Here is a 25,094-nt window from a genome sequence, read left to right as displayed (position 1 = left end):
ACCATGAGCACATCGCAGGACGACCAGATCGATCAACTGGTGCAGGCGCGCTGGCGCGCAATCGGATTGTCGCAGGCAGATCTCGCCGAGATCCTGTGCTCGGGGGCCTCCCTGCAGAAGAACGGCGTGGACGGCGCCGTGAAGGTGGATAGCGGCCGCTTGGCGACCGTTGCAGAGATGCTCGGAATCGCCGCCGACATGCTCAATCGGCGGCCGGCCGCGACGGCGCAGCCACAAGGCGGCCAGGCGGCAGAATCGCTGCAGTCCCTGCTCGAGCTGCGCATGCTGCGGGTGTTCCGCGACGTGCGGGACCCCGACACCAGGCGAATCCTGATCGAGCTCGCCGAGCAGATCGTCAAGCGCCAGGCCATGCCGCCGGAAACCGGCTAAAGCGCGATGAGATCAGGTTGAATCGTCATCGCGCTTTAGATTCTTGTTTAAGCATGATCTTTTCGGAAAACCGCTTCGCACTTTTCCGGATCATGCTTTAGCAGGACGCCGTCGCGGCGCTCCGTAAGGGGCCTTCGCGCATGGTCGCGATGCGTCCATCCCCATTGATGGAACGGCGGAATCCGTGTCTGTGACATGGGCCGGGGAAATCCATACCGGCCCGGCGACGCCTGCCGGGCAGGCCGCGGCGTCGTGAACCCGGGCCTCATCGCATGTCTGCCTCCGATTCCACCGCAACGCCTGCGTCCGGCTCCTGGATCGCCAATCAGCCCTACCTGCTGCTCTGCATCACCGCGATGTGCTGGGCCGGCAATGCGATCGTCGGCCGGCTCGCCGCCGGCCATATTCCGCCGGTGACGCTGTCGTTCCTGCGCTGGTCGGCGGCGTTCCTGATCATCCTGCCGTTCGCCTGGAAGCACCTTGCCCGCGACTGGCCCGTGATCCGCAACAATCTCGGCATCATGATGCTGCTGTCGCTCACCGGCATCAGCGCCTTCAACACGCTGCAATACTGGGCGCTCGAGCACACCCAGGCGCTCAACACGCTGCTGCTGCAATCGGCGGCGCCGCTGGTGGTCGCGCTGTGGTCGCTGATCCTGCTCGGCACGCGGCTGACGCTGGCGCAGCTCTGCGGCGTGCTGCTGTCGCTTGCCGGCGTGCTGGTGATCCTGCTGCACGGCGATCTCACGACGCTGTCGAAGATCGAGTTCAACAAGGGCGATCTGATCTTCATCGTCGCACTGGTGATCTTCGCGCTGTATTCGGTGCTGACGCTGAAACGGCCCAAGATCCACGGGCTGTCGGTGGCGGCCTTCACCTTCGGCTGCGGCGCGGCGTTGCTGATCCCGTTCTTCATCTGGGAGCTTGGCGCGCGGCCGGTGATGCAGCTCACGACCAACAACCTGCTGTCGCTGTTCTATGTCGCGGTGTTCCCCTCGACGCTGGCCTATCTGTGCTTCAACCGCGGTGTGCAGCTGATCGGCGCCAACCGCGCTGCGCCGTTCTTCCACATGGTTCCGGTGTTCGGCACCATCATGTCGATCGTGTTCATCGGCGAGCATCCGCAGGCCTTCCATTTCATCGGCTTCGCGCTGGTGCTGGCCGGCGTCTTCGCGGCGTCGCGGAAGCAGTCGGCGGCCTGATCGCTCCCCAGGGCGCGGTGACTATCGGCGGCAAATCCGCTATCTCTTGAGCTCTGCTTCGCGGACAGGTCCCAAACGCATGGCGCGCGCCAGCAATCTCGTGATCGGCACCCTGACGCTGGCCCTCGTCGCCGGCTCGCTCGGCGGCTGGCTCGGCTATCAGCGCTATGCCGGCATCAAGCGGATGGTGCCGTTCCGCGTCGTGTTCGAGGGCTCGGCGTCCGGCCTGCGTCGCGGCGGCAGCGTCAACTTCGCAGGCGTGCGGATCGGCGAGGTGGTCTCGATCAGGCTCGACCGCCACCGCGTGGTGGCGATGACGCGGATCGAGGGCAACGCCCCGATCAGGAAGGACACCCAGGTCGGCCTCGAATTCCAGGGCCTCACCGGGATCGCCGCGATCTCCTTCACCGGCGGCACCGACGATGCGCCGCCGCCGCCGCTCGGTGCCGACGGCATTCCCGAGCTGACCGCCGATCCCGAAGGCACGATGGGAATCCAGGAGAAGCTGCGCGTCGCGCTGCGCAATGTCGACCGCGTCATCACCGAGAACGAGGCCGGCATCAAGGACTCGCTGCTCGGGCTCGAGAACTTCACCAACTCGCTGTCGGGCAATGGCGAGCTGATCGCCGGCTTCATCGACGCCGCCGACGACGGCATCAGCACGGTCGACGCCAAGCTGGCCTCGGCCGACAAGTTCCTGAAGAGCTTCGGCAGCGACAAATATGGCGGCGAGCTGCTGCCGACCGTGATCTCGCTGCGCGAGCTGATCCAGAGCTTCGACAAGAAGTCCGGCGCGATGATCGCCGAGACGCGCAAGACGCTCAGCGACGTCAGCCAGTCCGTCAACGCGTTCAACGAGAAAATTGCCGGGCGCGGCGGCAGGCGCTAACGTCAGGCGCCGACCAAGAACCAAGAACAACGGAAACGACCGACGTGCACGACCGGACCGCAGCGCCCTCCCCGCCTCCCGCAACCGTCAACCGCGCCGCGAGCGCCGTGCCCCGGCATTTGCGGCGCTACCTCACGCTCGACGATTTCGAGCCGCGGGCGCGGCAGCTGCTGCCGAAATTCCTCTACGGCTACATCTCCGGCGGCGCCGAGACCGACGCGGCGCGATCAGACAATCGCCGGGCATTCGACGAATACGGCTTCGTGCCGCGGGTGCTGAAGGACGTCTCCGGCCGCGACCAGACCACGACGCTGTTCGGCAAGACCTACGCCTCGCCGTTCGGGATTCCGCCGATGGGCTCGTCCGCGCTGTGCGCCTATCGTGGCGACATCGTGCTGGCGCGCGCCGCGGCCGCCGCCAACGTCCCGATGATCCTCTCGGCCTCCTCGCTGATTACGCTGGAGGACGTCCGCGCCGCCAATCAACAGGCCTGGTACCAGGCCTATCTCGCTGGCCTCCCCGAGCGGATCGAGCCGCTGGTCGATCGCGTCGCGGCCGCCGGCTACGACACCTTCGTCGTCACCGCCGACGTGCCGGTGCCGCCCAATCGCGAGAACAACATCCGCAACGGCTTCCAGGTGCCGCTCGAGATCACGCCGCGGGTGTTCTGGGACACCATCACCCATCCGGACTGGCTGCTGAACACCTGGGCGCGCACCGTGTTCAATCACGGCATGCCGCATTTCGAGAACATGGACGCCAAGCAGGGCCCGCCGGTGCTGTCCAGGAATCTGATGCGCAACATCGGCAGCCGCGACCAGCTCGCCTGGAAGCATGTCGAGCTGATCCGCAAGCGCTGGCCCGGCAAGCTCGTGGTCAAGGGGCTGATCGCGCCGGAAGACGCCCGGCTGGCGCGCGAGCACGGCTGCGACGGCGTGATGGTCTCCAACCATGGCGGCCGCCAGCTCGACTACACCGTCTCCGCACTGCGCACGCTGCCGGAGATCGCCGCGGAGAAGGGCAACATGACGGTGATGATGGACGGCGGCATCCGCCGCGGCACCGACGTCATCAAGGCGCTGGCGCTCGGCGCGGATTTCGTCTGGATCGGCCGTCCGTTCCTCTACGGCGCCGTGGTCGCGGGCGAAGCCGGCGTAGCGCGCGCGATCTCGCTGCTGCACGCCGAGATCGACCGCGACCTCGCGCTGCTCGGCATCCGCAGCCTGAAGGAAATCACCCCGGACCTGGTTCGGAAATATTGAAGCGGTGACCGCACCGCCCGGATTCTTGTGGCCTAGTGGAAGGTCGGCACGCCATGCGCTTCTGGAGAACCCTGATACCGGACGAGCCGTTCATTTCCGACTATGACGACATGCTGTTGCCCGTACCGAAGTCCATACCGCCCGCCGTCAGTGGCTGGTGCTTCGTCGCAATGGTGTGCAATTGCGTGGTTGTCGCCATCGCGACAGCGATATACCGCAATATCGCCCCGCTGCTGGTCGGGGCCATCTTCACGATGTTTCCGCTCTGGATGCTGTTGTTCTGGCGTAATCTCGCATCGACCATGGACACGGTAAAGCGACGGACCGTCGAACGGCCGCCATTTCCGCTTCCGCTGCAGATCAATGTGAGCGTTCAGTGGGCGGCGATTTCGCTTTGCGCTGCCGCTCCGATGATGACCTCGCTCTTGCTGATCATATTGTGGTTCACGCAGATGAAGCGTTGAACCCGGCCGTGATGCTCCGGAAACCGTCATGCATAACGCGCGGCGCCCATGCAGATTGCGGTGATCGCGAGCAGCCCGGCCGCGATGCGCTGCGCGACGGCGAGCCGTGAACGTGCGGCCGACTGTTCGGCCGTGCCATTGCGCAGCTGCCTGACAGCGCCGCCGCCGACGATGATCTGCACGGCGATCGCAGCCAATGCCGCGGTCGCGCCACCCGCCAGGATCTGCTCCGACAGTGCGAACGAGCCTTCATGGACCAGGCGCCACAGCGTGGCGCCGGTCACGATCGCAACCGTCGCCGCGCCGATCTGCGGACCCAGCAGTTTCTCGCCGCCGAGACCGCCAGTGCGCGCCAAGGTAAAGCTGGAGCCGGCCCAAAACACCGATGACAGAACGTGAAGGGGCAGGGCTATGATGAGGACTGTCTGCATGACGTTGCTCCAACTGGGCATTGGAAATTAGATATACATAATGTATAGTCAATCCGACGAAACCAAGGCAAGCCGATGCCGCCGCGCAGCTATGTGAGCCCGGCGCGCAGCGCCGCCGCCGCCGAGACCCGCGAGCGCGTGATCGAGGCCGCCTCGCGTACGCTGCGCGAAGGCGAGAGCATTGCGCGGTTCTCGCTGGATACGGTGGCGAAGGTGGCCGGCGTGACGCGGCTGACGGTCTACAACCAGTTCGGCTCGCGGCGCGGGCTGCTCGAGGCCGTGTTCGACGAGATCGCGCGCCACGGCGGCCTGCATCAGCTCGCCGACGCCATGACGACGGCCGATCCGCGCGCCGGCCTCGACCGCATGGTCGAGATCTTCTGCGGCTTCTGGAGCCGCGATTCCGCGGTCGGACGGCTGCATGACGCAATGGCGACCGATCCCGAATTCGCCGAAGCCGTGCGCGAGCGCAACGAGCGCCGCCGTCGCGGTGTCACCGGATTGGTCGACCGCATCGCGGGCAAGCAAGCGTCGCCACAGGCCCGCAAGGATGCCGTCGACCTGATCTTCGCGCTGACGAGCTACCCGACCTTCGCCTCGCTGAGCGCCGCCGGGCGGTCGAGGGACGAGGTCTGCCGGGTGGTGCAGAGGGCCTGTCACGCGGCGCTTGCGCCGCTCTCCAACCCGTCATCCTGAGGCGAGCCTCGAAGGATGAATCGGCCACGGTCGGGCCGTCGACCCTTCGAGACGCGCTTCGCCCTCCTCGGGGTGACGGGAAGAGAGCAATGCCTCACCCCGCCTTGAATTTGCTGTAGGCCTCGCGCGTCGCGATGATGACGTGCGCCTCGCAGCCGTTGCGGCGGTGTGGGTCGCAGCTGGTCTCGTAGTCGGCCGATGTCATCATGTCGGTAAAGGCCGCGACGCTCGGATAATAGACCAGCGCGAGGTAATCCCAACGCTGGCCGTCCGGCTCGCCGAGCGCGACCGTCTCGGCGTTGCCGGTCCAGAGCAGCGTGCCGCCGCGCGCCTTGATCATGGGGACAGTGAGCGCGCTGTAGCGCAGATAGGCATCCCAACCCGAACCGTCGCCGTCGAGCGACCGCTGGCGAAATCGCATCAGATTGACCATCACGACCGGGGCCGTTTGATCCAGCTCGCTCAAGCCTTTGACGTTCAAGAGATCGACACCCATCCACCAGCTCCCACCCCACACCGCATTATTACGGGTCACTACGGTCCAGCCGCTTCGGTCCGGCCGCAACGATTATGTCACATCGCGGGACTACCCTGAAATGCTGGCAGGCCGTAAGCTCGCCACCCGATCTCGGAGGTCAATGCCGTGATGACCCTTCCCGAACTTGCGGCCGACGCACTCGGCAAATTCCTCGGCGAATACATGCAGCGCCGCTTCGGCTCTTCGCAGACCGAGCTCGTGGAGATGGTGCCCTCGATCGCGCGGATCGCCATCGAATGCATCGGCAACAGCGACGCGCTCTATCACAATGTCGAGCACACCATGCTGGTGACGCTCGCCGGCCACGACATCCTGCGCGGCCGCGCGCTGCACGCGCATATGAGCGCCGAGGATTATGCACATGTCATCATCGCCTGCCTGACCCATGACATCGGTTACGTGCGCGGGCTGTTCGATGCCGACGACCAGAACGGCTATCTGGTCGCGGCCGATGGCCGCAAGGTGATCCTGCCGCGCGGCTCGTCGGATGCGGCGCTGATGTCCTATCACGTCGACCGCTCCAAGATCTTCGTGATGGAGCGGCTCAAGGGCGTCGCGCTGCTCGACAAGGAGCGCATTGCGCGCGCAATCGAGGGCACCCGTTTTCCGCAGAGCACCCCGAACGGCGATGAGGACTTCGGCGACGAGGCCATCTTGCTGCGCGCCGCCGATCTGATCGGCCAGCTCGGCGATCCGCACTACATCCGCAAGGCCAACGCGCTCTACATCGAATTCGAGGAGGCCGGATTGAACCGCCAGCTCGGTTACGATTCGCCGGCCGATCTCGTCGACCTCTATCCGCGCTTCTACTGGGACAGCGTCGCGCCGCATGTGCAGAGGGCGATCCGCCACCTCAACATCACCTCAAGCGGGCGGCAATGGATCGCCAATCTCTACAGCAACGTGTTTCGCGCCGAGCGCGACATCTCGCTGTCGGGACCGCAGAAATAGGCGGGGCCTTCGAGACACGTGGAAGAGCTAGTCCCGACATCCTGAGGAGGCCGCACCGCGGCCGTCTCGAAGGGTCGACGGCCACCAGCCGGGCCGTGCATCCTTCGAGACGCGCTACGCGCTCCTCAGGATGACGGAATCCCGTTCTCGTGCTGCCGCGAGTGCTGTCGAGTTCGGCGGCGCATGGCTCCAATCCGCACTTTCGTCTTGTCGCAGCAGCGGATTCGGGCACAACTCCACCGAACAATGACCACCTTGCCCGCACCTGCCACAACCCCGCGCCGCACTCCGCTGCACTGGCTCAACAACCAGCCCTATCTGCTGCTCAGCCTGACGTCGCTGTTCTGGGCAGCCAATATCGTGCTGGCGCGGCATGTCGGCAGCCATGTGCCGCCGGTCACCCTGACCACGATCCGCTGGTTCGGCGTGTTCCTGATCCTGTTGCCGTTCGCCTGGCCGCATCTGAAGGAGGACTGGCCGAAGCTGCGCAAAGCGCTGCCGCTGATGCTGCTGTTGTCCGCGGTCGGCTTCGCGTTCAACAACGCGATCTCCTACTGGGCGATGCAATACACCGAGGCGCTGAATGCCCTGCTGATTCAGTCGGCAGGGCCCCTGTTCGTGGCGCTGTGGTCGCTGGTCCTGTTCGGCGTACGGCTGACGCCGGCGCAGCTTGCCGGCATTGCGATCTCGCTCGCCGGCGTGCTGACCATCATCCTGCGCGGCGACTTCTCGGCGCTCGCCAATATCTCCTTCAACCGCGGCGACATCATGTTCGGCGCCTCGCTGGTGTCGTTCGGCCTCTACTCGGCGCTGATCCCGCGGCGGCCCAAGATCCATCAGCTCTCGCTGATCTCGTTCACCACCTGCTGTGGTGCGCTGATGCTGCTGCCGGTGGCCGTCTGGGAATTCGCCAACGGCGTGACGCTGAAGCTCGACGTCCTGACCTTTGCCACGCTGGGCTACACGCTGATCTTCCCGTCCACGCTCGCCTATCTGTTCTTCAACCGCGGCGTCGCATTGATCGGCCCGAACCGCGCGGCGCCGTTCTTCCATCTGGTGCCGGTGTTCGGCTCGGCGATGGCGATCCTGCTGCTCGGCGAAACGCTGGCGCCGTTTCATCTGATCGGCTACGCCCTGGTGCTCGCCGGCGTCATCATCGCCTCACGGCAGGGCTCGGCGAAGCACTAGCCACAGGTATGGCTAGCTCACCTTGCGCAAGCCGGCGGATTTGCGTGGCGAACGCGGCTTTGCCGCCAGCGTGTCCGTGATGAAGTCGATGAATCGCCTTACCTTGGCCGGCACGTGGTTGCGCGAGGCGTAATAGACGTAGAGCGGAAAACGCTCGTCCGGCCAGTCCGGAAACAGCTCGATCAGCGCGCCGCTCCTCAAGTGATCGTCGATGCCGAGATCAATCACCTGCGCGATTCCGAAGCCGGCCAGGCAAGCGCCGAGCTTGGTTCCTGAATCGGTCACGGTGAGCCGCCCGTTGACCACGACCGGCACGACCTTGCCGCCGCGCCAGAACTCCCAATCGAAGGGGCGTCCGGTTGCCGCGTCGATCGCGTGGATGCACTGATGATCGCGGCTCGCGAGCTCCCGCGGATCACGCGGCCGGCCGTGTCGTTCGAGATAGATCGGCGAGGCCACGGTGAGCACGCGCGCATCGAGCACGCGGCGCGCAATCAGCGCCGACGGCGCCGGCTCGCCGAAACGCACCGCCAGGTCGAAACCGTCGCTGACCAGGTCCGCGATCCGGTCGCGGGTCTCGATCCGCAGCTCCATGCCCGGATTTTGCAGCAGGAACTCGCTCAGCTTCGGCGACAGCACCATGCGGGAGAACAGCGGATCGACATTGACCCGCAGCCTGCCGCGGACCGCATCGCGCGATTTCGAGGTCGCCGCCGCCGCCTCGCCGATCCCGGCCAGATGCGCGGCAACCCGTTCGACCAGCGCGCGTCCCTCCTCGGTGAGCTCGACGGCACGGCTCGTGCGGTGAACCAGCCGCGTGTCGAGGCGCGCCTCGAGCTTGGCGATCGCCTTGCTGACCCCGGATTGCGTCATGCCGAGCCGTTCGGCGGCGCGGCCAAAACTGCGCGCATCCGCCAGCGCCGCGAGGACCACCAGGCCGCCAACCAGCCGACCGTCAACTTCGTCCATGCCGATGCCTCTCAGTCATCCAAGAGATGACCGTCCAGTCGTAGCACTCCGCCACCATATCGGCCACTGTCGGCGCAGATGAGGTCACCGCCCCCTCATCAACTGAGGAGATTTGCAATGAGCGACATCCAGGCCATCGCATCCGCGATCGATGGATATTTCGATCTGATGTATGACGTCGACGACAGCCGTTTCCGCGACGTGTTCGCCGATGCCGCCATCGTGCACGGCATCCGGGACGGCAAGCACACGGTGCGGTCGGCGGCAGAATTCCGCGACTTCATCCGGAGCCGTCCGTCGCCGGCGTCGATGAAATCGCCGCGCGAGGAGGCCATCATCAGCATCGACCAGACCTCGCCCGATCTGGCCATCGCCAAGGTGCGCGTCAGGGCCGGCCAGACCGGCTTCATCGACCATCTGGTGTTTCATCGCATCGACGGCAGGTGGCTGATCACCACCAAGGCTTTTCACGTCGCGCAGGTGTTTCCGGAGGGCTCGTAACGCCCCCCGCAGTCAATTTCGGAATATTAGAAATATGACACTGATTTGCCCGACATGTCAAGTCGGCTGGTCGTAGGCCCGCCGTCACCCTGCCTTTGCATGGGGTTGTTTTCGATATTTTGGCAGCGCCTCCCTGATCGGCTGGTGCTGTGCGAGAGGCTGATCGCCGGCGCCGGGATCGGGAAGCAGCAGGCCGCTCCAAACACGAATGCCCGGGCAAGGCCCGGGCATCGTAACGATGTCGATTGATCGCGCCGGCCTTACGCCGCGCGCACCTTCTGCAGGAACTCGTCGACCGCGCTGCGCAGCATGCCGGACTGGGTGTCGAGTTCGCGCGCATTCGACAGCACGTCGCCCGCCGCGGTGCCGGTGGCGGCGGCCGCGGTGGTGACGCCGCCGATATGGGCGGAGATCTCGCTCGAGCCGGCCGCGACCTGCTGGATGTTGCGCGCGATCTCGCGCGTCGCATCGCCCTGCTGGTCGATCGCGGTCGAGATCGACGCCGTGATCTCGCTCATCTGCGCGATCGTCGCGGTGATGCCGCCGATCGAGGTCACCGCCTCGCCGGTGGAGGCCTGCATCGCGGCGACCTGCGCCGAGATCTCCTCGGTCGCCTTCGCGGTCTGGTTGGCCAGCGCCTTCACTTCCGAGGCGACCACCGCGAAACCACGGCCGGATTCGCCTGCGCGCGCCGCCTCGATGGTGGCGTTGAGCGCGAGCAGATTGGTCTGGGCGGCGATCGAATGGATCAGCTTGACCACCTCGCCGATCTTCTCGGCGCCGGTGGACAGCGCCTGCACGGTCGCATTGGTGCGCTCGGCATCGGCGACTGCCTGGCTTGCGACCTCGCTGGAACGCGCCACCTGGCGGGAGATTTCCGCAACCGAGCTGGAGAGCTCCTCGGCCGCCGCGGCGACGGTGCCGACATTGTTGGAGGCGCTGTCGGATGCGGCGCCGACCGTCGCCGCCCGCGCGCTGGCGTCGCTGGCGGTCGCGGTCATCGACTGCGCCGTGGTCTGCATGCCGGCGGCGGCGGAGGCCACCGTACGGACGATGCCGTTCACGCTGCGCTCGAAATCGCTCGCCAGGTTCTGCATCGTGCTGCGGCGCTCGGCCGTGGCGCGCGCCTGCGCTTCGGCTTCGGCCTGCTCGAGGCCGCGGATCCGGATCGCATTGTCCTTGAAGATCTGCACGGTCGCAGCCATCCCGCCGACCTCATCGCCGCGGCCGACACCAGGGATGTCGCCGTCGAGCTTGCCGTCGGCAATGTCGCGCATGCGGCTGCCGAGCAGATTCAGCGGACCGGAGATGCTGCGGCCGATCAGCCAGGCGACCGAACTCGAGATGACGCCGATGCCGATGATCGCGAGCCCAAGCAACCAGGCAATCGGGCGCATCTTGGCGTCGATGTCGTCGAGATAGGCGCCGGTGCCGATATACATGTCGAAGCCGGGGACCGCGACGGCGTAGCCGAGCTTGCGGATCGGGGTCTCCTGGCCGGGCTTCACATAATCATAGAACAGCAGGATATCGCCATTGGCCTTGACGCCGTTCATCAGCTCCCACGACAGCTTGCGGCCATTGGTCACGACCTCCATGCGGTTGGTTCCGACCTGCTTCGGATCGGGCGCCAGCACCGTGATGCCGTTGTAGTCGGTGCCGAACAGATAGCCGGCGCCGTTATCGTAGGTCATCGCGTTGCCGTGCTTGCCCAGCTCTGCGATTGCCGCTTCCTTGGTCATCTTTCCGGCGTCGACTTCCTTCTTCAGGCCTGCCGCCATGTTCTTCGCCATCTCGACGATGGCCTTGGCCTGGTCGATGCGAGCATTTGTCATCTCACGCTGCATCAAGTGTCCGGCGAGAATGCCGGCCGTGCACAGACCAAGGAGGGTCACCCCCACCAGAATGCCGAGCTTGGGGGTGATCTTCAGATTTGACAGCTTCACGGGGATCTCCAGGAGAGGCGGGGAACGCGACGCGATTGGCGGATTGATTCCGCTCACCGTAATGTGAGACCCTTTACCTGATGGTTACGCTGGTTCCCCGTAGTAGCCCGGAGAATCGGGCGGCGGACCAACCGGCAATTGTGGAGAGGACCACCCCGCTCGCGTACAAGTAGGCGAAAGCGGCGAAGCGAGCAGCGCTCGGAGAAGCAAGAAGACCAAGAAGCGAACCCAGCAAGAAGCAACAATCAAGAACAGAAGACCTCACATCGGGAGCAGACAATGTCGAAATTCAGGGTGGTGACGCCGAAGGGCGCAAGCTTCACGGTCGCCGGCGGCGGCTATGATTATGAGCGCGAGGCGCTCGATCCGATCGGCGCCGAGATCGTCGAGGCGCCGGCCAACGAGGCCGAGTTCATCGCCGCGGCAAAGACCGCGGATGCGATCTATGCCAAGGGCATGCCGATCACCAAAGCGGTGATCGACGCGCTCGAGAACTGCAAGGTGATCACGCTCGGCAGCGTCGGCGTCGATTCCGTCGACGTCAAGGCCGCGACCGCGCGCGGCATCCCGGTCACCAACATCCCCGACACCTTCATCGAGGAGGTCGCCGACCACGCCATGATGCTGCTGCTCGCAGGCTTCCGCCGCCTGATCGAGCAGGACAAGATGGTCCGCAGCGGCCGCTGGGCCGAGGGCCGCCCGGCGCTCTTGAAGATTCCGCGGCTGATGGGCCAGACCCTCGGCTTCATCTCGTTCGGCCGCGTCGCCCGCGCGGTGGCCAAGCGCGCGGCGCCGTTCGGTCTCAGGATGATGGCTTATGATCCGTTCATCCAGGAAACGCTGATGTACGACCACGGCGTGATCCCCTCGACGCTGTCGGAGGTACTGTCGCAATCGGATTTCGTCTCGATGCACGCCCCGGCGCGTCCCGAAGTGCACCACATGCTGACCGAGAAGCATTTTCGCCAGATGAAAAAGTCAGCCGTCTTCATCAACACCGGCCGCGGCGCGACCGTCGACGAGGAGGCGCTGATCAAGGCGCTGCAGGAGGGCTGGATCACCCACGCCGCGCTCGATGTGCTGGAGAAGGAGCCGCCGTCGCACAACAATCCGATGCTCGGGATGGACAATGTTACCTTGACCGCCCACGTCGCCTCGGCATCGGCACGTTTTGACGAGGCGCGCAAGCGCCGGGTGGGCTACGAATTGTCACTAGTGCTGCAAGGCATGTGGCCGGTAAGCTGCGTCAACCCGTCGGTGCTGCAAAACACCGCGCTGCGCCGCTGGCAGCCCGTCAGCATGGATCGCGGTCCGAACAGTTAGGCGGAACGCGCGCTTCACGCGAAGGCTCGTCTTACGAGATCGGTCCTTCGCGCGGCGAGCGCACCGAGACGACAAGGCCCTTCGCCGGCGGCCAACGCCGGGAAGGAAGCAAAAAAACAGGCAGGGAGTGCAAACGACATGACGTACGAGGTCACGCGTCGCGACGCGCTGGCGCTGGGAGCTTCCGCGGCGGCACTGGCCATCACCGGTGCTTCGGCGCAGGACGCATCGAAGGTCCAGGCTGCGGACGTGGCGGCGCCGTCGCTGCCGATCGAGAACGGCGCGACCCTGCGCATGCTGCGGCCGGTGCGCTTCGTTCAAGCCGACGAGGACGTGTTCCGCGCCAACGCCAAGAAGTTCACCGACAAGACCGGCGTCGAGATCAAGGTCGACTTCGTCGGCTGGGAGGACATCAACCAGCAGACTGCGGTGACCTCGAACTCCGGCGCCGGTCCCGATATCATCATCGGCTTCGGCGATGCGCCGCACATCTATGTCGACAAGCTGATCGAACTGACCGACGTCGCCGATTATCTCGACAAGCGTTACGGCGGCTGGCTTGCGCTCGCAAAACGCTATGGCATGCGCTCGAAGTCGCAAAGCTGGATCGGCCTGCCGTTCGGCGCCTCGGGCGGTCCGCTGGTCTATCGCAAGTCGCTGGTCAATGCGGCCGGCTTCGACAAGGTGCCGGAAGACCACGCCGGCTACCTCGAGCTCTGCAAGAAGCTGAAGGCGGCCGGCAAGCCGGCGGGCTTCGCGCTCGGCAATGCCGTCGGCGACGGCAACGGCTTCGCCAACTGGCTGCTATGGTCGCATAATGCCGCGCTGCTGGACGAGGAAGGCAACATCATCATCAACAGCAGGGAAACGATCGCCGCGTTGAAATACCTGAAGGAACTCTATCCGACCTTCATCGCCGGCACGCCGTCCTGGAACGACGTCTCCAACAACCGCGCCTACTCGTCGCAGGAAATCGGCCTGACCGCCAACGGCGTCTCGCTGTACTTCTCGCTGAAGAACGATCCCGCCACCAAGGCAGTGGCCGACGACACCGAGCATCAGTTTCTGCCCAAGGGGCTGGCATCGACCTCGCCGATGTCGGGCCTGACCCTGAATGCGATGGTGTTCAAGCACAGTCCGTATCCCAATGCGGCAAAGGCGCTCCTGCAGTTCATGCTGGAGAAGGAGCAGTACGAGCCCTGGCTCAATGCCAACTCCGGCTACTGGTCGCAGCCGCTCGCCGCCTACGCCAATGCCGCGGTGTGGTCGAGCGACCCCAAGGTCGCGATCTTCAAGGACACCATGAGGAGCCCCTATTACAACGGCTACAAGGGACCGATCTCGACCGCGACTGGCGCGGTCAACGCCGACTACGTGCTGGTGCAGATGTGCGCCTCCGTTGCGACCGATGCGGCAAAGCCGGAGGCCGCCGCCGCGGAGGCCGAGCAGCGCGCCAAGCGGTACTTCCGGCGGCAGGGCCGGTAGCGGCGGCCATTGAACTGCGAAACTCAATCAACCGTCATTGCGAGCGAAGCGAAGTAATCCATCGCGCCACCAGGGAGAAATGGATTGCGCCGTCGCTTCGCTCTTCGCAATGACGACAAGACGAGCATTCAATGTCCGTAACCACCTTCCCTTCACGCGGCGCGGCACTTCGCCAGCCCGGCTGGCTCGCGCGCCTGTTCGACTACAAGCCGTTCCTGATCGTGATGTGCCTGGCGCCCGCGATCGGCCTGCTGCTGGTGTTCCTCACCTATCCGCTCGGCCTAGGCATCTGGCTCGCCTTCACCGACACCACGATCGGCCAGCGCGGCATCTATGTCGGGCTCGAGAACTTCCAGTATCTGCTCAAGGATCCCCTGTGGTGGAACGCGGTGTTCTACTCGGTCTTCTACACCGCGGTCGCAACCTTCGGAAAGTTCGCGCTCGGCTTCTGGCTGGCGCTCCTGCTCAACAACCATTTCCCGTTCAAGAGCCTGATCCGCGCCATCGTGCTGCTGCCGTGGATCGTGCCGACGGTGCTGTCCGCGCTGGCGTTCTGGTGGATCTACGATCCGCAGTTCTCGATCATCTCCTATCTGCTGGTCGACGTGCTGCACCTGCGCGACAGCAATGTCGACTTCCTCGGGTCGCCCTGGCCAGCGCGGTTCTCGCTGATCGCGGCCAATATCTGGCGCGGTATCCCGTTCGTCGCGATCTCGCTGCTGGCCGGGCTGCAGACCATCTCGCCCTCGCTCTATGAGGCGGCGATGCTCGACGGCGCCACCTCCTGGCAGCGCTTCCGCTACATCACTTTCCCGATGATGATGCCGATCCTGGCGATCGTGATGACATTCTCGATCATCTTCACCTTCACCGACTTCCAGCTGGTCTACGCCATCACCCGCGGCGGCCCGGTCAACTCGACCCATCTGCTCGCGACACTGGCGTTCCAGCGCGGCATCGCCGGCGGCGAGCTCGGCGAGGGCGCCGCGATCGCGGTCTCGATGATCCCGTTCCTGGTGTTCGCGACGTTGTTCAGCTACTTCGGCCTCGCCCGCCGCAAATGGCAGCAGGGAGAAGCCAATGACTGACGTTGCGGCCCAATCCAACGTCGCCAGCGCCACCCCCGACACGATGGCGTGGGATAGCCGCGCCCGGCGCGTGGTGATGATCTATCTGCCGCTCGCCTGCTTCATCCTGATCCTGCTGTTCCCGTTCTACTGGATGGCGGTCACGTCGTTCAAGCCGAACGCGGAGCTCTTGAACCACAAGGCGCACAATCCGTTCTGGATCACCTCGCCGACGCTCGCGCATGTCAAGCACCTCTTGTTCGACACCTCGTATCCACGCTGGCTGAAGACCACCATGCTGGTCGCGATCGGCTCGACCTTCCTGTCGCTGTTCGCCTCGACGCTCGCCGCCTACGCGATCGAGCGGCTGCGCTTCCGCGGCAGTCCTTATGTCGGGCTCGGCATCTACCTCGCCTATCTGGTGCCGCCGTCGATCCTGTTCATTCCGCTCGCCACCGTGATCGTGCAGTTCGGCCTGTTCGATTCGCCGCTGGCGCTGATCCTGGTCTATCCGACCTTCCTGGTGCCGTTCTGCACCTGGCTGCTGATCGGCTATTTCAAGTCGATCCCCTATGAGCTCGAGGAATGTGCGCTGGTCGACGGCGCGACGCGGCTGCAGATCCTGTGGCGGATCACCTTGCCGCTTGCGGTGCCCGGCCTGATCTCGGCCGGCATCTTCTCCTTCACGCTGTCCTGGAACGAGTTCATCTACGCGCTCGCCTTCATCCAGAGCGGCGCCAACAAGACGGTGCCGGTCGCGATCCTGACCGAGCTCGTCACCGGCGACGTCTACCAGTGGGGTGCGCTGATGGCCGGCTCCCTGCTCGGCTCGCTGCCGGTCGCGCTATTCTACTCGCTGTTCGTCGACTACTACGTGTCGTCGCTGACCGGCGCGGTGAAGGAGTAGCAGAGCTCCGGGCCGCGAGCGGTTGAAGCGAACCCAATCTATCCCCGTCATGCTGAGGTGCGAGCGGAGCGAGCCTCGAAGCATGACGGAATATAGAACCCGCTAGCCCGATTAGAATGAGCTGGGATGTTACCGCGGCACGAACGCGACCGGCACGGAAAAACCCATCGAGCCCTGCGTAATATCAGCCGGAAACGCCGGGAACGGCTGGGCCTGGCGCACCATCGCCAGCGCCCGCGCGTCGAAGGTCGGATTGCCGGAGGAGCCGCCAAGATGGCTCGACAGCACCTGCCCACCGCGGCCGAGCGTGAACACCAGGCGGACCACGCCGCGCTGGCCGTTGCCGCCGGCCGGATAGGAATGGAAGCGCAGCAGATGCGCGCGGACACGCGCGTTGTAGGCTGCGATCGCCGATGCCGCCGCCCCCGCGCTGATCGCGGACGCCGCCGGAGCCCGGCGTTCGGCGCGGCTCGGCGCACTGGTGCGCGGCGCCGGCGTCGCCTCGGACGGCTTCTTCGCATCCCGGCGCACGACCTTAGGCTTGACGGGTTCAGTCTTGTGCTCCGGAACAACCTTCGTGGGCTCGGGTTTCGGCGGCGTGACCTGCGGCTTCTGCTCCGGCGGCGCGGCGACCTCGGGCTTCTCCTGCAACGGCGTCGGCGCGAGCTCCTCGTGCACGGCCTGCGCGGCGGCCGGCTCGGGCGGCGCGGCATCGGCCTCCTGCATCGCCGGACCCGGCGGCAGTTCGGTCTCTGAAATCTCCGGCGCTGAGGTGATCGGCGTCAGGTCGACCAGCACCGCCGGCACCGCGACACCCGGCGGCGGCAACGAGACCCAGCTCATGCCGAGCCCGATCATCGCAGCGTGCGCTGCCAGGATCGCGGCCGCCGACAGACCCCAGCGTCTCAGACAGATGTCACCGCCGGAATCATGCAGCGCATAGGCGTTCATCGAACTAGCTTCGTCCGTCGAGGCCGACCAGCGCGACCTTGAGGTAACCGGCATTGCGCAGCAGGTTCATCACCTCCATCAGGTCGCCGTAACTGACCGCCTTGTCGGCACGCAGGAAGATGCGTTCGTCCTTCTTGCCTTGCGTGGCGCCGTCGAGAGCCGACGTCAGCGTATCGCGCGCGATCACCTCCTCGCCGACCGCGACCGACAGATCCGGCTTCACCGTGACGAACACCGGTCTGTCCGGCCGCGGCTGCGGCTCGGCTGTCGAGGCCGGCAGATCGACGCCGAGATCGACGGTGGCGAGCGGCGCCGCCACCATGAAGATGATCAGCAGCACCAGCATCACGTCGATGAACGGCGTGACATTGATCTCATGCGCCTCGACAAGGTCGTCGTCACCGCGACGCCGGCCACCGAACGCACCGCCAGTGCCAAGCTTGACGCCCATCGCTCACTCCGCGGCGCGCGCCAGCCGGAACAGGCTGCGGTCGCCCTCGCGGCTCACCAGCAGCATCACCATGACGGAGGCGTCGCCGAGCAGCGCGCGGTAGCCCGCGATCGAACGGGTCAAGTGATTGTAGATCACGACCGCCGGGATCGCGGCGACGAGCCCGAGCGCGGTTGCGAGCAGCGCCTCGGCGATTCCAGGCGCAACAACCGCGAGATTGGTGGTGTGGGCCTCGGAAATGCCGATGAAGGCGTTCATGATGCCCCACACCGTGCCGAACAGGCCGACGAACGGCGCGGTGGCGCCGATGGTTGCGAGCACGCCGGTGCCGCGCGCGATCTGCCGCGACATCGCCGCTTCGACCCGCTCGAGCCGCAGCGCGATGCGTTCCTTGAAGCCGTCGTCGAACATGCCGCGGGAGAGCGTGGCCTCACGCGACGCCGACTGGATGATTTGCGCCACCGCATCGTTGCCGTCGCGGCTCGCCTGCTCGACCTCGGCGAGCTGGGTGTCGCGCTCGAGCTGGCCGATCCGCTGCCGGGCCAGCACGGTCTTGCGGCGGATCTCGACGGTCTTGGCGAGCCAGATCGTCCAGGTCGCCAGCGAGGCGAAGGCGAGCCCGATCATCACGGCCTTCACGACGATGTCGGCGCTCTCGAACATGCCCCAGGGCGAGAGGTTGCGCGGTAGCAGCGCGGCGTCGGATGCAGCAAGTGCGACGTCCGGCGGCATGCCGAGCGCGGCACACGCCGTTATGCAGATGCTTCGCACAAGCCAGCGCTGCGACATGGTCGCCTCCCGTCCCCGTTTTGCATCAGCCCGCCTGCGGCGCGAGACGGTCCGCCAGTGCGTGGAAACGCGCCAGCTGATCGCCGCGCAGCGCGCGCGCCTCGTCGCGGCCGACGAACACCTTGAACATGATGCCGCCGTCGCGGTTGATGAAAGCGATGAAGGCCGACACCTTGCCCATGAACGGGCGCTCGACGAACGCGATCGCCGCGCAGCGCTCATGCCTGAGATGGCCATGCAGCCCCTTCGGCTGCATCAGGTTGAAATAGCCGCGGCCGACCTCGCCTTTCGGAATGGCGCCGGTGAACTCGAAGATCGCGTCGTCGGTATGCACGATCAGCGTCACCTCGCCCCACTCCGCGATGTCCTGCATCGCGCCGGCGAATTCGCCGGCGCCGATCCGCACCATGCCCGCGGGCAGCGCCTCGAGCACCGCGCGCGGCGTCACCTTGCGCTCGCGCGCGACATCCTCGATGACAGCGCCGGGATTGTCGGCCATGTAGGCCTTCAACCCGGCAAGCTCCGCGTCCTGCACGGCTGCCTCCGTCACGCCGGGCTCTTCGCGCGTTCGGTGATCAGCACCTCAAAGCCCTCGAATTTGGGATGGCCGAGATAGAGGCTGCCGCCGGTCTCGTTGCCGGCGCGGGAATGGGCGCGGCGGAACGCATCCGACTTGGTCCAATCCTCGAACGCCGCCTTGCTTGCCCATACGGTGTGGGTCGCATAGAGCGTGTGGTCCTCGGCTTCGGGACCCTTCACCAGATGAAACTCGATGAAGCCCGGCAGATCGCCGAGATAGGACTCGCGCGTCTTCCAGACCGTCTCGAACGCCTGCTCCTTGCCCTTGATCACCTGAAACCGGTTCATTGCGATGAACATGAAAGCCTTCTCCTGCTTGTCGGCGGACTGATCCTGCCGGTTGATCTCGTTGATATCATGAATGCGCCAAAGCCGCGCTGGGGGCACCAGCGCGGCCGGAGCAACCTGGATGGAATGACCGGCTCGTCGCGTTACGCTCCACCAAGGTGAATCTTGAGCCCGGCCTTGTAGACGGTGCCCGGACCGGGGCTCGAGAACAGCACGTCGTTCTGCGTCGTGCCGTCGGTCGAGGAGCCCGGGATCGCGTAGGGCCGGTAGTACTGGTTCAAGAGGTTGTCGACCGACGCCGTGAAGGTGATGTCCTTGGTGGCGTTCCAGGTCAGGTAGAGATTGACCAACTCGTAACCGGTCGAGGGCAGATAGCCCGCCGGCAGATCGTTGTTGGCGCCGAAAGAGGACCATTGCGCGGCAATGATCAGCGAGCGGTCGAGCAGACGGACGCCGCCCGTCGTCGTCACCTTGCGCGGCGTGATGGTCGCGAGCCCGACATTGGTCGCCGTGTTGCGGCCGCGCATCAGATGGCCGGCGACGCCCACGAACCAGTCACCCGCGTCATACATCGTCTCGAGCTCGAAGCCTTCGATGCGGGCGTGGGCGATGTTCTGATACTGATAGAACTGGCTGAAGCGACCAAACGGCGTCGTGGTCGGCCTCGACGCGACGAGGTCGATATAGCCGTCGACGTCGTTGTGGAACACATTGATCTTGCCGCGGAACGAGTCGTTCGCGGTGAAGATGCCGTCATACTTGAGGTTGATGCCGGCTTCCTTGTTCTTGCCGACCTCGGGCCGCAGCGCCGCGTTCGGCAGGAAGCAGAACAGGCCGCTGGTGCCGTCGGGGCAGTTGAACAGCGCCGGTCCGCCGCCGGTGGCATGACCGCCCGAGATCAGCGTCTCCGTGATCGACGGCGCGCGATAGCCTTCGGCGTAGCTCACATAGGGCGTGAAGCCGGTTACCGGCGTGACGCCGAGCGTGATCTTCGGCGACAGCCGGTCGCCGCTGGTCGTCGTGTTGAGCGAGTTGAGTTCGTAACGATCGTAGCGAACGGCGCTGACCAGCTCGAGCCAGGTCGAATAATTCTGTTTTAGCTGCACGAAGCCGCCGGACACCGTCCGTTGGCCGCCCGGCGTCGTGATATTGGAATTGCCGCGGGAATCGAAAGTCTCGACATCATCGCGGAAGGCGTCGAAACCGTAGGTCACGGCGTTGCGCCAGTCGCCGAAATTGAAGCGCGTGGTGTTGTTGACGTCGAGGCCGACGGTGTCGAGCGAGTAGCCGCGCTTGTCGCCGACGCAGCCGGAGATGTTGTTGCCGGGATTGGCGAGCGCGCAGACGCCGCCACCCGTGGTGATGCGGTTGTTGTAGGTCTTGACCTGATCGTTGTCGGTGCGGTTGCCATAGACCGAGATATTCCAGTCGAACAGCATGTCGTCGGGCTTGGAGTATTTCCAGCTCAGCGTGCCCGTGTAGTTCCTGGCATCGGAGGCGTAGACCGAGGAGCCCGCGATCGCCGCCAGCGGCGCCGCCGTCGTGGTCGGGCCGCGGTTCGGCTGCCCGATATTGTACTGGTAGTCCTGGAAGATGCCGCCGATCTTGAACTCGTGGCCTTCGGCCGGGCGGATCGTCACCTTCATCAGTCCGGCCGCGATGTCGTTGCCGGTGTTGCCGATCTCGGTGCCGGCGCCGTCCTTGTAATTGCTCTGGGTGCGATAGACCGCGCCGCCGAACACGTCGACATTCGGGTCGGCGCGAACGCCGCCGAACACCGAACCCATGCCACGGTCCTTGTTGGAGCCATAAGAGCCCGACATGTCGACGCCCCAGCGCTCGCCGGGACGCAGCACGTCGTCGATGTCCTTGCTGCGGAACGAGACCACGCCGCCGATCGCGCCGGAGCCGTAGATGTTCGCGGTCGGGCCGCGCACCACGTCGACGCCGCCGATCAGTTCCGGATCGAGGAAGAACGAGCCGTTGGCATTGTGGCCCGTACGTTGATAGTTCTGCCGCGCGCCGTCGACGACGACCGCGACGCGGCCGAAATCCTGCAGGCCACGGACATTGACGACGGTCGCCGGATCGTCGCCGCGCTCCTGGAACGAGACTCCGGGCACGTTGTAGAAGATATCGGACAGCCGGTTGGGCTGCAGGCCCTGAACTTTCTCCAGGGTGACCGAGCTGACCGGCGCCAGCGCATCGATCGCGCGCTCCTCGGTCTTGGATGCCACGGCGGTGATGGTGTCGAGCGATTGCACCGGCACCGCGCCGATCTGCGCGCGCGCATTCGCCACAGGCTGCGCCGCCGCTTGCTGCTCGGCCGCAGGCTTCGGCTTGCGTTTGGCCTGCTTCGGCCGCTCAGTCGCGGGACGCGCCGCCGAAGCGTCAGACGTTTGCGCCAAACCGCTCTGCGGCAATGCCGCCGCAAATGAAAACACCGACGCACCCAATATCAAGGCGCGCGAAACCCCAGCCCCGTCAGCCATTCCAGCCCCAGCCTGATCATCGTATTTCTGGATTGGCTGGCGTGCGCTCCGGAGAGCGGCTTGCTGGCTACGTTGCAACGCAAGCCACCCGCCTGCATCGCGTGATGATTGGTTACGGGCCGGCAACAAAACGGTCAAGAATGCGGCGCCGCTGTTTATATCGATTGTAAAGTGCGGCCGTTGGAATGCGCCTTCGCCCCCTTGTACAAGCAGACACCATTTGAAGATTTCGAAGGCGCAGCACCACGAGATGTCGGCAACTTCCGGAGACAACATCGGCGCGGCCGAAAAGCAGGCCGAACCCGCGTCCGACGCCGCGAAAACACTCGTGATGCGCGGAAATCGCCTCGACAGCCGCGACCTGTTCTCGACCGAACGCGAGATCATCATCGTGCATGGCGAAGAGCATTACCGCTTGCGGCTGACCTCGCAGAACAAGCTGATCCTGACGAAATGATGCCCCCGATGACAATTTGCCGCACGCTCGCTTTGCTCGCGCTCTCCTGTCTGCTGCAGATCGGCACGGCGACCGCCGAGGGCATCACCGTGCATGACGCACGCGACCGCGACGTCGTGATCGACGATCCCTCGCGGATCGTCTCGATCGGCGGCGCGATCACCGAGATCCTCTATGCGCTCGGCTTCGAGGATCGCATCGCCGGCGTCGATGCCACCAGCCTCTATCCACCGGCAGCGCTGCGCGAAAAGCCCGATGTCGGCTATATGCGCCAGCTGTCGCCCGAGGGCGTGCTCGGCCTGCATCCGTCGCTGGTGCTCGCGGTGCAGGGCTCCGGGCCGAAGGAAACCATGGACGTGCTGGAGGCGGCGAAGGTGCCGCTGGTGCTGGTGCCGGAAACCTTCTCGGAGGCCGGGCTGGTCGAGAAGATCAGGCTGGTCGGTCACGCCATGGGCGCTGAACCACGTGCTGCCTGCCTGGCCACCGCAGTCGAAAACGATCTCGCGCAACTGCGCACGCTGCGCGCCAAGGTGACGAAGCCGGTGCGCGTGATGTTCGTGATGTCGATGTTGAACGGCCGGGCGCTGGCCGCGGGCCGCAAGACCGCCGCCGACGAGATCATCCAGCTCGCCGGGGGCGTCAACGCGATCGACGGCTACGATGGCTACAAGCCCGTCAATGACGAGGCGATCGTGGCGGCGAAGCCGGATGTTGTGTTGTCGATCGATCGCGGCAAGGATTCGCTGACTTCGGAGGCGGTGTTCGCGCATCCGGCCTTCGCGCTGACACCGGTCGCCGCCAACAAGGCCTTCATCTCGATGGAAGGACTCTATCTCCTCGGTTTCGGACCGCGCACCGCGACTGCAGCCCGCGATCTCTCGGTCAAGCTCTACCCGGCGCTGGCGCCGGAGGCCGGCAACTTCAAGCCGGCGGCGCTGACCGCGAACTGCCGGCAATGAGCGTGCTGGCCGGGCGCGGCGCGCGGGCGAAACAACGCCGCACCGGTATGTCGCCGCGGCCTGCGGCGACACTCACTTTGCTCTGCCTGCTTGCAGTGCTCACAGGGACCGCGCTGGCCGCCCTGACGGTCGGGGCTGCCGGCATTCCGATGGCACGGCTTCCGGCCGCGCTCGGGCTATGGGCGGACGGCACGGCCAACCCGCTGCTCGCGCGCGACCAGCTTGTGGTGTGGTCGATCCGGATCCCGCGCATCGCGGCAGCCGCGATGGTCGGCGGGCTCCTTGCCGTATCAGGCACGATCATGCAGGGCCTGTTCCGCAACCCCCTCGCCGACCCCGCGCTGGTCGGCGTCTCCTCCGGCGGTGCGTTTGCAGCCGCGGCCGCGATCGTGTTCACCGACAGCCAGCTCGGCGAGAGCCTGCGCTTCCTGCAGCACCAGCTGTTGCCGATCGCGGCCTTTGCCGGCTCGCTGCTCACGACCATCGTGCTCTATGCCATCGCCAGCCGCGGCGGCCGCACGTCGATTGCGATCTTCCTGCTCGCCGGGCTCGCGATTGCCGCGATCGCCAATGCCGGCATCGGGCTTCTGGTGTTCGTCGCCGACGACCGCCAGCTTCGCGATATCACTTTCTGGCTGCTGGGTTCGCTCAGCGGCGCGACCTGGAGCAAGCTCACGACGCTGGCGCCAGTGCTGGGCGTTGCGCTGATCGCCTGCCTCTCGATCGCGCGCGGGCTCGACGTGCTGGTGCTCGGCGAGGCCGAGGCATTCCACAGCGGCGTCGACGTCGAACGGCTGAAGCGGATCTCGATCGTGCTGGTGTCGGCGATGACCGGCGTCGCGGTCTCGGTCTGCGGCGTGGTCGGCTTCGTCGGCATCGTCGTGCCGCATCTCTTGCGGCTGGTGATCGGCCCCTCGCATCGCCTGCTGCTGCCGGCGTCGGCGCTGCTCGGCGCCATCCTGCTGGTCGGCGCCGACACGGTGGCACGCACCATCGTGGCGCCGGCGGAAATGCCGATCGGCATCCTGACCGCGGCGATCGGCGCGCCCTTCTTCCTCGCCATGCTGCTGCGCCAGCGCGGGCTGGTGTCGCTATGACGGCGCTGCTCGAGGCCCAGTCAGTGTCCATGACCGTCGGCGGTACGACCCTGGTCGACGCGATATCGCTCCGGATCGGCGCCGGCGAGATGGTGGCGATCGTCGGCCCCAACGGCGCCGGCAAGTCGACCCTGTTGCGGATGCTGTCGGGCGATCTAAAGCCATCCCGCGGGACGACCAGGCTCAAAGAGCGCGACCTGCACGGCTACGGTCCGCGCGAGCTGGCGCAGCACCGCGCGATGCTGTCGCAGCACGTCAACGTCACCTTCCCGTTCACGGTCGAGGAAATCGTCAGCATGGGCGCCGGCGAGAGCCCGCGCACGGCGGCGCGTGGCCTGGTCAGGGCGGCGCTGGACGAGGTCGGGCTGGCGCATTTCCGTTCCAGGCAATTGCCGACGCTGTCCGGGGGCGAGCAGCAGCGTGCGCATTTCGCCCGCGTGCTGGTCCAACTCGCCTGCGGCGAGGCGCTGCATGGGCCGGGGCTGTTGCTGCTCGACGAACCGACATCGAGCCTCGATCTGCGGCATCAGATCGACCTGGTCGAGACCGCGCGGCGGCGCGCCGCGCGCGGCACCGCCGTGATCGCGATCCTGCACGACCTCAACCTTGCGATGCGGTTCGCCGACCGTATCCTGCTGCTGCATCGCGGGCGGCTTGCCGTCGACGGCGACCGCGCCGCCGCCATGCGGACCGACACGCTCCGGCAGATCTTCGAAATCGACGCCGCGATCGACCACACCGCAAGCGGCGTGCCGTTCCTGCTGCCGCAAACCATGCGGCCGGCGAGCAAGGCGACGTAAGGCCGCAAGGCTTATCCCGTCG

27 protein-coding genes are annotated in these 25,094 nt (G+C 65.7%); 17 read left to right on the top strand and 10 right to left on the bottom strand.

The genetic code is table 11. From position 1 onward, the window contains the following. The first annotated feature begins 3 nt into the window (after window positions 1-3). The 5 genes from ACTUWL_RS21990 (at window position 4) to ACTUWL_RS21970 (ending at window position 4,207) form a co-directional block, all read left to right on the top strand. On the top strand, window positions 4-390 hold the full coding sequence (locus ACTUWL_RS21990) for a hypothetical protein (protein ID WP_021082464.1): 387 nt from the start codon (window positions 4-6) through the stop codon (window positions 388-390). Between the two features lie 272 nt (window positions 391-662). Then, window positions 663-1,592, top strand: a complete 930-nt coding sequence (locus ACTUWL_RS21985; protein WP_021080637.1) for a DMT family transporter — start codon at window positions 663-665, stop codon at window positions 1,590-1,592. A gap of 79 nt (window positions 1,593-1,671) precedes the next feature. Beyond that, complete coding sequence (locus tag ACTUWL_RS21980) at window positions 1,672-2,481, top strand: MlaD family protein (protein WP_021080638.1); 810 nt, start codon at window positions 1,672-1,674, stop codon at window positions 2,479-2,481. 107 nt (window positions 2,482-2,588) lie between these two features. Further along, window positions 2,589-3,743 (top strand): alpha-hydroxy acid oxidase, encoded by a 1,155-nt coding sequence (locus tag ACTUWL_RS21975; protein ID WP_035652475.1) that lies wholly within the window; start codon window positions 2,589-2,591, stop codon window positions 3,741-3,743. 53 nt (window positions 3,744-3,796) lie between these two features. Then, complete coding sequence (locus ACTUWL_RS21970; protein ID WP_021080640.1) at window positions 3,797-4,207, top strand: hypothetical protein; 411 nt, start codon at window positions 3,797-3,799, stop codon at window positions 4,205-4,207. A 26-nt stretch (window positions 4,208-4,233) separates the two neighbouring features. On the opposite strand, the gene ACTUWL_RS21965 is transcribed toward ACTUWL_RS21970, so the two are convergent. Beyond that, window positions 4,234-4,638, bottom strand: coding sequence for a hypothetical protein (locus ACTUWL_RS21965; protein ID WP_021080641.1), 405 nt, complete (start codon window positions 4,636-4,638; stop codon window positions 4,234-4,236). Window positions 4,639-4,713: 75 nt separating this feature from the next. Here ACTUWL_RS21965 and ACTUWL_RS21960 point away from each other — a divergent pair, with 75 nt between their 5' ends. Next, on the top strand, window positions 4,714-5,334 hold the full coding sequence (locus ACTUWL_RS21960; RefSeq protein ID WP_021080642.1) for a TetR/AcrR family transcriptional regulator: 621 nt from the start codon (window positions 4,714-4,716) through the stop codon (window positions 5,332-5,334). Window positions 5,335-5,428: 94 nt separating this feature from the next. Here ACTUWL_RS21960 and ACTUWL_RS21955 read toward each other — a convergent pair whose 3' ends face one another. After that, window positions 5,429-5,830, bottom strand: coding sequence for a DUF1330 domain-containing protein (locus ACTUWL_RS21955; RefSeq protein ID WP_021080643.1), 402 nt, complete (start codon window positions 5,828-5,830; stop codon window positions 5,429-5,431). Window positions 5,831-5,977: 147 nt separating this feature from the next. Between ACTUWL_RS21955 and ACTUWL_RS21950 the strand changes: the two genes are divergently transcribed. Further along, complete coding sequence (locus ACTUWL_RS21950; protein ID WP_021080644.1) at window positions 5,978-6,823, top strand: hypothetical protein; 846 nt, start codon at window positions 5,978-5,980, stop codon at window positions 6,821-6,823. A gap of 246 nt (window positions 6,824-7,069) precedes the next feature. Further along, the gene (locus ACTUWL_RS21945; protein ID WP_021080645.1) at window positions 7,070-8,011 is read left to right on the top strand and encodes a DMT family transporter; all 942 of its coding nucleotides are present in this window, start codon (window positions 7,070-7,072) and stop codon (window positions 8,009-8,011) included. Window positions 8,012-8,023: 12 nt separating this feature from the next. Here the strand turns inward: ACTUWL_RS21945 and ACTUWL_RS21940 are convergent, their stop codons facing one another. Then, entirely contained in the window at window positions 8,024-8,980 is a 957-nt protein-coding gene (locus ACTUWL_RS21940; protein WP_106940070.1) for a LysR family transcriptional regulator, read from the bottom strand. A 117-nt stretch (window positions 8,981-9,097) separates the two neighbouring features. On the opposite strand from ACTUWL_RS21940, the gene ACTUWL_RS21935 reads away from it, so the two are divergent. Beyond that, window positions 9,098-9,481 carry a nuclear transport factor 2 family protein gene (locus ACTUWL_RS21935; RefSeq protein WP_021080647.1) on the top strand — a complete coding sequence of 128 codons (384 nt, stop codon included), beginning with the start codon at window positions 9,098-9,100 and terminating at the stop codon, window positions 9,479-9,481. A 260-nt stretch (window positions 9,482-9,741) separates the two neighbouring features. On the opposite strand, the gene ACTUWL_RS21930 is transcribed toward ACTUWL_RS21935, so the two are convergent. Then, window positions 9,742-11,427 (bottom strand): methyl-accepting chemotaxis protein, encoded by a 1,686-nt coding sequence (locus ACTUWL_RS21930; protein WP_021080648.1) that lies wholly within the window; start codon window positions 11,425-11,427, stop codon window positions 9,742-9,744. Window positions 11,428-11,706: 279 nt separating this feature from the next. Between ACTUWL_RS21930 and ACTUWL_RS21925 the strand changes: the two genes are divergently transcribed. From ACTUWL_RS21925 to ACTUWL_RS21910, 4 genes are all read left to right on the top strand, one after another. Beyond that, window positions 11,707-12,750, top strand: coding sequence for a C-terminal binding protein (locus ACTUWL_RS21925; protein WP_021080649.1), 1,044 nt, complete (start codon window positions 11,707-11,709; stop codon window positions 12,748-12,750). A gap of 138 nt (window positions 12,751-12,888) precedes the next feature. Continuing rightward, the gene (locus tag ACTUWL_RS21920; RefSeq protein WP_021080650.1) at window positions 12,889-14,235 is read left to right on the top strand and encodes an ABC transporter substrate-binding protein; all 1,347 of its coding nucleotides are present in this window, start codon (window positions 12,889-12,891) and stop codon (window positions 14,233-14,235) included. A 131-nt stretch (window positions 14,236-14,366) separates the two neighbouring features. Further along, a complete protein-coding gene (locus tag ACTUWL_RS21915) occupies window positions 14,367-15,323 on the top strand; it encodes a carbohydrate ABC transporter permease (protein ID WP_021080651.1) in 957 nt (318 codons plus the stop codon). Further along, window positions 15,316-16,209 (top strand): carbohydrate ABC transporter permease, encoded by an 894-nt coding sequence (locus ACTUWL_RS21910; protein WP_021080652.1) that lies wholly within the window; start codon window positions 15,316-15,318, stop codon window positions 16,207-16,209. Before ACTUWL_RS21915 ends, ACTUWL_RS21910 begins: the two co-directional genes overlap by 8 nt. A 129-nt stretch (window positions 16,210-16,338) precedes the next feature. On the opposite strand, the gene ACTUWL_RS21905 is transcribed toward ACTUWL_RS21910, so the two are convergent. From ACTUWL_RS21905 to ACTUWL_RS21880, 6 genes are all read right to left on the bottom strand, one after another. After that, entirely contained in the window at window positions 16,339-17,160 is an 822-nt protein-coding gene (locus ACTUWL_RS21905) for an energy transducer TonB family protein (RefSeq protein ID WP_021080653.1), read from the bottom strand. A 4-nt stretch (window positions 17,161-17,164) separates the two neighbouring features. Further along, a complete protein-coding gene (gene exbD / locus ACTUWL_RS21900) occupies window positions 17,165-17,611 on the bottom strand; it encodes a TonB system transport protein ExbD (RefSeq protein WP_021080654.1) in 447 nt (148 codons plus the stop codon). A 3-nt stretch (window positions 17,612-17,614) separates the two neighbouring features. After that, a complete protein-coding gene (gene exbB, locus ACTUWL_RS21895) occupies window positions 17,615-18,343 on the bottom strand; it encodes a tonB-system energizer ExbB (RefSeq protein ID WP_291733372.1) in 729 nt (242 codons plus the stop codon). An 82-nt stretch (window positions 18,344-18,425) separates the two neighbouring features. Beyond that, window positions 18,426-18,899: a heme utilization cystosolic carrier protein HutX gene (gene hutX / locus ACTUWL_RS21890; RefSeq protein WP_210256676.1), complete on the bottom strand. Its 474-nt coding sequence runs from the start codon at window positions 18,897-18,899 to the stop codon at window positions 18,426-18,428. A gap of 47 nt (window positions 18,900-18,946) precedes the next feature. After that, entirely contained in the window at window positions 18,947-19,279 is a 333-nt protein-coding gene (locus ACTUWL_RS21885; RefSeq protein WP_021080657.1) for an antibiotic biosynthesis monooxygenase family protein, read from the bottom strand. A 131-nt stretch (window positions 19,280-19,410) separates the two neighbouring features. Continuing rightward, window positions 19,411-21,759: a TonB-dependent hemoglobin/transferrin/lactoferrin family receptor gene (locus ACTUWL_RS21880; protein WP_021080658.1), complete on the bottom strand. Its 2,349-nt coding sequence runs from the start codon at window positions 21,757-21,759 to the stop codon at window positions 19,411-19,413. Window positions 21,760-22,009: 250 nt separating this feature from the next. Between ACTUWL_RS21880 and hemP the strand changes: the two genes are divergently transcribed. Genes hemP through ACTUWL_RS21860 form a run of 4 tightly spaced genes read left to right on the top strand, consistent with a single transcriptional unit; the run spans window position 22,010 to window position 25,072 of the window. Continuing rightward, entirely contained in the window at window positions 22,010-22,216 is a 207-nt protein-coding gene (hemP, locus tag ACTUWL_RS21875; protein ID WP_021080659.1) for a hemin uptake protein HemP, read from the top strand. 8 nt (window positions 22,217-22,224) lie between these two features. Next, complete coding sequence (locus ACTUWL_RS21870; RefSeq protein WP_035652478.1) at window positions 22,225-23,175, top strand: heme/hemin ABC transporter substrate-binding protein; 951 nt, start codon at window positions 22,225-22,227, stop codon at window positions 23,173-23,175. Beyond that, a complete protein-coding gene (locus tag ACTUWL_RS21865; RefSeq protein WP_021080661.1) occupies window positions 23,172-24,272 on the top strand; it encodes a FecCD family ABC transporter permease in 1,101 nt (366 codons plus the stop codon). Before ACTUWL_RS21870 ends, ACTUWL_RS21865 begins: the two co-directional genes overlap by 4 nt. Beyond that, complete coding sequence (locus ACTUWL_RS21860) at window positions 24,269-25,072, top strand: heme ABC transporter ATP-binding protein (RefSeq protein ID WP_021080662.1); 804 nt, start codon at window positions 24,269-24,271, stop codon at window positions 25,070-25,072. Before ACTUWL_RS21865 ends, ACTUWL_RS21860 begins: the two co-directional genes overlap by 4 nt. Window positions 25,073-25,094: the final 22 nt, after the last annotated feature.

The sequence above is a fragment of the Bradyrhizobium sp. WCU1 genome (genome assembly GCF_053474805.1).
This window is presented reverse-complemented; position numbering and strand designations above follow the sequence as displayed.

Excerpts from the sequence above, each read along its gene's own strand:
- ACTUWL_RS21990 (WP_021082464.1), top strand. The coding sequence starts at position 4 with ATGAGCACATCGCAGGACGACCAGATCGATCAACTGGTGCAGGCGCGC.
- ACTUWL_RS21985 (WP_021080637.1), top strand. The coding sequence starts at position 663 with ATGTCTGCCTCCGATTCCACCGCAACGCCTGCGTCCGGCTCCTGGATC.
- ACTUWL_RS21980 (WP_021080638.1), top strand. The coding sequence starts at position 1,672 with ATGGCGCGCGCCAGCAATCTCGTGATCGGCACCCTGACGCTGGCCCTC.
- ACTUWL_RS21970 (WP_021080640.1), top strand. The coding sequence starts at position 3,797 with ATGCGCTTCTGGAGAACCCTGATACCGGACGAGCCGTTCATTTCCGAC.
- ACTUWL_RS21965 (WP_021080641.1), bottom strand. The coding sequence starts at position 4,638 with ATGCAGACAGTCCTCATCATAGCCCTGCCCCTTCACGTTCTGTCATCG.
- ACTUWL_RS21960 (WP_021080642.1), top strand. The coding sequence starts at position 4,714 with ATGCCGCCGCGCAGCTATGTGAGCCCGGCGCGCAGCGCCGCCGCCGCC.
- ACTUWL_RS21955 (WP_021080643.1), bottom strand. The coding sequence starts at position 5,830 with ATGGGTGTCGATCTCTTGAACGTCAAAGGCTTGAGCGAGCTGGATCAA.
- ACTUWL_RS21945 (WP_021080645.1), top strand. The coding sequence starts at position 7,070 with ATGACCACCTTGCCCGCACCTGCCACAACCCCGCGCCGCACTCCGCTG.
- ACTUWL_RS21940 (WP_106940070.1), bottom strand. The coding sequence starts at position 8,980 with ATGGACGAAGTTGACGGTCGGCTGGTTGGCGGCCTGGTGGTCCTCGCG.
- ACTUWL_RS21935 (WP_021080647.1), top strand. The coding sequence starts at position 9,098 with ATGAGCGACATCCAGGCCATCGCATCCGCGATCGATGGATATTTCGAT.
- ACTUWL_RS21925 (WP_021080649.1), top strand. The coding sequence starts at position 11,707 with ATGTCGAAATTCAGGGTGGTGACGCCGAAGGGCGCAAGCTTCACGGTC.
- ACTUWL_RS21920 (WP_021080650.1), top strand. The coding sequence starts at position 12,889 with ATGACGTACGAGGTCACGCGTCGCGACGCGCTGGCGCTGGGAGCTTCC.
- ACTUWL_RS21915 (WP_021080651.1), top strand. The coding sequence starts at position 14,367 with ATGTCCGTAACCACCTTCCCTTCACGCGGCGCGGCACTTCGCCAGCCC.
- ACTUWL_RS21910 (WP_021080652.1), top strand. The coding sequence starts at position 15,316 with ATGACTGACGTTGCGGCCCAATCCAACGTCGCCAGCGCCACCCCCGAC.
- ACTUWL_RS21905 (WP_021080653.1), bottom strand. The coding sequence starts at position 17,160 with ATGAACGCCTATGCGCTGCATGATTCCGGCGGTGACATCTGTCTGAGA.
- exbD (WP_021080654.1), bottom strand. The coding sequence starts at position 17,611 with ATGGGCGTCAAGCTTGGCACTGGCGGTGCGTTCGGTGGCCGGCGTCGC.
- exbB (WP_291733372.1), bottom strand. The coding sequence starts at position 18,343 with ATGCCGCCGGACGTCGCACTTGCTGCATCCGACGCCGCGCTGCTACCG.
- hutX (WP_210256676.1), bottom strand. The coding sequence starts at position 18,899 with ATGGCCGACAATCCCGGCGCTGTCATCGAGGATGTCGCGCGCGAGCGC.
- ACTUWL_RS21885 (WP_021080657.1), bottom strand. The coding sequence starts at position 19,279 with ATGTTCATCGCAATGAACCGGTTTCAGGTGATCAAGGGCAAGGAGCAG.
- ACTUWL_RS21880 (WP_021080658.1), bottom strand. The coding sequence starts at position 21,759 with ATGGCTGACGGGGCTGGGGTTTCGCGCGCCTTGATATTGGGTGCGTCG.
- hemP (WP_021080659.1), top strand. The coding sequence starts at position 22,010 with ATGTCGGCAACTTCCGGAGACAACATCGGCGCGGCCGAAAAGCAGGCC.
- ACTUWL_RS21870 (WP_035652478.1), top strand. The coding sequence starts at position 22,225 with ATGACAATTTGCCGCACGCTCGCTTTGCTCGCGCTCTCCTGTCTGCTG.
- ACTUWL_RS21865 (WP_021080661.1), top strand. The coding sequence starts at position 23,172 with ATGAGCGTGCTGGCCGGGCGCGGCGCGCGGGCGAAACAACGCCGCACC.
- ACTUWL_RS21860 (WP_021080662.1), top strand. The coding sequence starts at position 24,269 with ATGACGGCGCTGCTCGAGGCCCAGTCAGTGTCCATGACCGTCGGCGGT.